Consider the following 4,531-nt stretch of genomic DNA (forward strand, 5'->3'; position numbering starts at 1 on the left):
CACGGGATGCTCGGCTTGACGTGCGGTCGCGGCCCCTCGGCCGTTGCCCCGGCGCCGCTCGCGCGGCGGCGGGGTGGTGCGGATCAGCGGGCCGCGGTGCCCTCGACGTAGTCGGCGTCCGGCGAGGTCCACGCGAAGAGCTTGCGCAGCTCCCGGCCGGTGACCTCGATCGGGTGGGACTCCTCCTTCTCGCGCAGCTTCGTGAACTCGGCGCCCCCGTTGTCCTGGTCCTCGATGAAGCGCTTGGCGAAGGTGCCGTCCTGGATGTCGGCCAGCACCGCCTTCATGTTCTCCTTGACGGCGGGGCTGATCACCCGGGGGCCGGAGACGTAGTCGCCGTACTCGGCGGTGTCCGAGATGGACCAGCGCTGCTTGGCGATGCCGCCCTCGACCATGAGGTCCACGATGAGCTTGAGCTCGTGCAGGACCTCGAAGTAGGCGATCTCCGGCTGGTAGCCGGCCTCGGTCAGGGTCTCGAAGCCGTACTGGACCAGGTGGGACATGCCGCCGCACAGGACCGCCTGCTCGCCGAAGAGGTCGGACTCCGTCTCCTCGGTGAAGGTGGTCTTGATGACGCCCGCGCGGGTGCCGCCGATGCCCTTGGCGTAGGACAGGCCCAGCTCGAGGGCCTTGCCGGAGGCGTCCTTCTCCACGGCCACGAGGGCGGGAACGGCGCGGCCGGCCTCGAACTCGCGGCGCACGGTGTGGCCCGGGCCCTTCGGGGCGACCATGACGACGTCGACGCCCTCGGGGGCCTCGATGTAGCCGTAGCGGATGTTGAACCCGTGGGCGAAGAAGATCGCGTCGCCCGGCTCCAGGTTCGGGGCGATCGACTCGGCGTAGACGTGGCGCTGGACCTGGTCCGGCGTCAGGATCATGATGACGTCGGCTTCCTTGACGGCGTCGGCGACGGTGAGCACGCGCAGGCCCTCGGACTCGGCCTTGGCGCGGGAGCGCGAGCCCTCGGCGAGGCCGATGCGCACGTCCACGCCGGAGTCGCGCAGGTTCAGCGCGTGGGCGTGGCCCTGCGAGCCGTAGCCGATGACGGCCACGGAGCGGTCCTGGACGATCGAGAGGTCGGCGTCGTCGTCGTAGAAGATCTCTGCCATGGGGTTGTCTCCTTGAAGCATGGGTGGGCGCGGCGGGGGCACCGCCGCGAGGTGGTTGGGGTGTCTGTGGGCCGGGCGCCCGCGTCCACCGCCGCCCGGGGGCGTCAGTGGCGCAGGGCGCGGTCGCTCATCGACTTGGGACCACGTCCGAGGGCCAGCGTACCGGCCCGGACGATCTCCCGGACGCCGAAGGGCTCCAGGATGTCCAGCAGCGCCCGGAGCTTCTCCGGGGCGCCGGTGGCCTCGATGACGAGCGACTCGGTGGAGACGTCGACAACGGTGGCCCGGAACAGGTCCGCGGCTTGGGTGACCTGCAGACGGGTCGCGGCGTCGGCGCGCACCTTGACCATGATGTGGTCGCGTTGCACCGACGACTCGGTGGTGAGCTCGACGATCTTGATGACGTTGATGAGCTTGTTCAGCTGCTTGGTGACCTGTTCGAGCAGCTCGCCCTCGGCGTCCACCACCACGGTGATGCGGGAGACGCCGTCGAGCTCCGTGGGTCCCACGGCGAGCGAGTCGATGTTGAAGGCGCGGCGCGCGAACAGTCCGGCCACCCGGGTCAGCACGCCCGGCTTGTCCTCGACCAGCACGGAGAGGGTGTGTCGGCTCATGGGTCAGTCCTCCTCGTCCCAGTCGGGGGTCATGTTGCGGGCGATCTGGATCTGGTCGTTGGACACGCCGGAGGGCACCATCGGCCACACCATCGCGTCGGCGGAGACCACGAAGTCGATCACCACGGGCCGGTCGTTGATCTCGAGGGCCTGCCGGATGACGTCGTCCACGTCCTCGTCCCGCGTGCAGCGCAGGGCGGCGCACCCGTAGGCGTCGGCGAGCTTGACGAAGTCCGGCACCATGATGCTGTCGTGGCCCGTGTTCAGGTCGGTGTTGGAGTACCGGCCGTCGTAGAACAGCGTCTGCCACTGGCGCACCATGCCCAGCGAGGAGTTGTTGATCACCGCCACCTTGATGGGGATCTTGTTGATCGTGCAGGTGGCGAGCTCCTGGTTGGTCATCTGGAAGCAGCCGTCGCCGTCGATCGCCCAGACCACGCGCTCGGGCTGGGAGACCTTCGCCCCCATCGCGGCGGGGACGGCGAAGCCCATGGTGCCCAGGCCCGCCGAGTTCAGCCACTGGCGGGGGCGTTCGTACTGCACGAAGTGGGAGCTCCACATCTGGTGCTGGCCCACGCCGGAGACGTAGACCGCCTCGGGGCCGGTCAGGGCGGAGATCCGCTCGATGACGTGCTGCGGCGAGCCGAGCCCGTCGGCCGGCTTGGGATAGCCCAGCGGGTAGGTGGCCTGCAGGCTGCTCAGCGCCGTCCACCACGAGGAGAGGTCGGGGCTGCCGCCGCGCTCGAACTCCTGGCGCACCGCGGCCACGAGGTCCGGCAGGATCTCCTTGACGTCGCCCACGATCGGCACGTCGGCGGTGCGGTTCTTGGAGATCTCGGCGGGGTCGATGTCCGCGTGGATGATCCTGGCCGTGGGGGCGAAGGTCTCGAGGTGCCCCGTGACGCGGTCGTCGAAGCGCGCGCCGAGGGTCACGAGCAGATCGGCCTGCTGCATCGAGTACACGGCCGGGACGGTGCCGTGCATGCCGGGCATCCCGAGGTTCTGCTCGTGGGAGTCCGGGAACACGCCTCGCGCGGTCAGCGTGGTCACCACGGGGGCGCCGGTCAGCTCGGCCAGCTCCATGAGCTCGGCGGCCGCGTCGGCGCGCATCGTCCCGCCGCCCACGTAGAGCACAGGCCGCTGGGCCGCCGCGATGAGCTTCGCGGCCTCCCGGATCTGCTTGGCGTGCCCGCGCGTGACGGGCCGGTAGCCGGGCAGGTCCATCCGGGGCGGCCAGGAGAACGTCATGGTGTCCTGCTGGGCGTCCTTGGCGATGTCCACGAGCACCGGGCCGGGCCGGCCGGTCGAGGCGAGATGGAACGCCTCGGCGAGCACCCGCGGGATGTCCTCGGCGTGGGTCACCAGGTACGAGTGCTTGGTCACGGGCATCGTCATCCCCACGATGTCCGCCTCCTGGAAGGCGTCCGAGCCGATCACCTTGGACGAGACCTGCCCGGTGATCGCCACCATCGGGATCGAGTCCATGTGCGCGTCCGCGAGCGCGGTGACGAGGTTCGTGGCACCGGGCCCGGAGGTCGCGATGCACACGCCCACGCGGCCCGAGGCGAGGGCATAGCCCTCCGCCGCGTGCCCGGCGCCCTGCTCGTGCCGGACCAGGATGTGGTTGATCTTGTCCGTGTCCATGAGCGGGTCGTAGGTCGGCAGGATCGCGCCGCCGGGGAGACCGAAGACGTCGGTGACCCCGAGCTCCTCCAGCGCCCGGATGACGGCCTGGGAGCCGGTCATCTCCGTGGGGGCCACCGTGTTGCTCGGGCCCATGACGGACGGGACGGCGGGGACGGACTTCTCGGGGGCCCCGGGGGGCCGGTGGTCAGCGGCGGTCTCCGCGCGCTTGGTGGCCATCAGCGCTGGGCTGATCGGCTGTCCCTTGCTCATGTCACTGTCCTTCTGGTCTGGCCAACTGGGCTGGGTGGTGGCTGTTCCGGGTCGGGAATCGCTCCCCCGTGGGCGCCGGGCAAGAAAAAAGGCCCTCGCTGCACCGGGAGGTGCGACAGGGCCCGTGCGCTCGACCGGTCGTCGGCTCAGGCCCCGCGTCCGACGAGGACGCGTACCGTGAGCTGGACGACACCGTGGCTGAGTTGCATGGTCCCATGCTCTGCCGCCCGCACGGGCGTGTCAATCTTCGGACGCCGCGTCCCACGATGTGAGACCGGGCACGTCCGGCGCCGCCGGTCGGCGGCGGGCCGGACGTCGAGCCGCCCCTCCTTCTGCAGGAGGAGCGGCCGCTCCTCCGCCGCGATGCGCTCGAGCCGGGGTCCGCGGGAGCCGCCGCACACGCGGCCGGCACGACGTGCCCTGCCCGCCGGCGGTCAGGGCCACCACGAGCACGTCGGTGCCGGGCAGCAGGTCCGGGAGGGGGACCACGCGCAGATCGGTGAGCGGGACGGGGCCCGGACGGGAAGGGGGAACCGATGCCGGACGCGGTGCGGAGGGCATGCGCGCCGTTCTGGACACTGCCGGCTCGCGGGCCCCGTCGATGCCTGGACGCGGAGCAGGAGGGACGCGGAATGGACACGGCGGGACGAGCTGGTAGAGTGTTCTCTCGTTGCGAGGCGGGACCCGGCGGATGCCGGTCGGCGCGATTCGGCCCCCGGGCCGGACCGTGCTACCGTTCTTGCCGCACCACCAGCGCCTCTAGCTCAATTGGCAGAGCAATTGACTCTTAATCAATGGGTTCTCGGTTCGAGTCCGAGGGGGCGCACCACGGAAGGACCCCACTGCGCGACGGCGCGGTGGGGTCCTTCGTCGTGCACCCGTCGTCCCGCCGCCTCGTGTGCGGGCCGGGGG

3 protein-coding genes and 1 tRNA gene are annotated in these 4,531 nt (G+C 70.8%); 1 reads left to right on the forward strand and 3 read right to left on the reverse strand.

Features of this window, described 5'->3' with window-relative positions; genetic code table 11:
- Positions 1-83: 83 nt before the first annotated feature.
- From ilvC to ACFU0Y_RS17235, 3 genes are all read right to left on the reverse strand, one after another.
- Positions 84-1,109, reverse strand: a complete 1,026-nt coding sequence (ilvC, locus tag ACFU0Y_RS17225; protein WP_380216033.1) for a ketol-acid reductoisomerase — start codon at positions 1,107-1,109, stop codon at positions 84-86.
- 104 nt (positions 1,110-1,213) lie between these two features.
- Complete coding sequence (gene ilvN, locus ACFU0Y_RS17230) at positions 1,214-1,723, reverse strand: acetolactate synthase small subunit (protein ID WP_344123350.1); 510 nt, start codon at positions 1,721-1,723, stop codon at positions 1,214-1,216.
- Between the two features lie 3 nt (positions 1,724-1,726).
- Complete coding sequence (locus ACFU0Y_RS17235; RefSeq protein WP_380216036.1) at positions 1,727-3,619, reverse strand: acetolactate synthase large subunit; 1,893 nt, start codon at positions 3,617-3,619, stop codon at positions 1,727-1,729.
- Positions 3,620-4,372: 753 nt separating this feature from the next.
- Between ACFU0Y_RS17235 and ACFU0Y_RS17240 the strand changes: the two genes are divergently transcribed.
- Positions 4,373-4,448: transfer RNA gene (locus ACFU0Y_RS17240), tRNA-Lys, on the forward strand.
- The last annotated feature ends 83 nt before the right edge of the window (positions 4,449-4,531 follow it).

The organism is Kocuria sp. NPDC057446 (genome assembly GCF_042802875.1).
GTDB lineage: Bacteria > Actinomycetota > Actinomycetes > Actinomycetales > Micrococcaceae > Kocuria.

What these genes read in the sequence shown, in the direction of transcription:
- ilvC (WP_380216033.1), bottom strand. Translation starts at nt 1,109, where the DNA reads ATGGCAGAGATCTTCTACGACGACGACGCCGACCTCTCGATCGTCCAG.
- ilvN (WP_344123350.1), bottom strand. Translation starts at nt 1,723, where the DNA reads ATGAGCCGACACACCCTCTCCGTGCTGGTCGAGGACAAGCCGGGCGTG.
- ACFU0Y_RS17235 (WP_380216036.1), bottom strand. Translation starts at nt 3,619, where the DNA reads ATGAGCAAGGGACAGCCGATCAGCCCAGCGCTGATGGCCACCAAGCGC.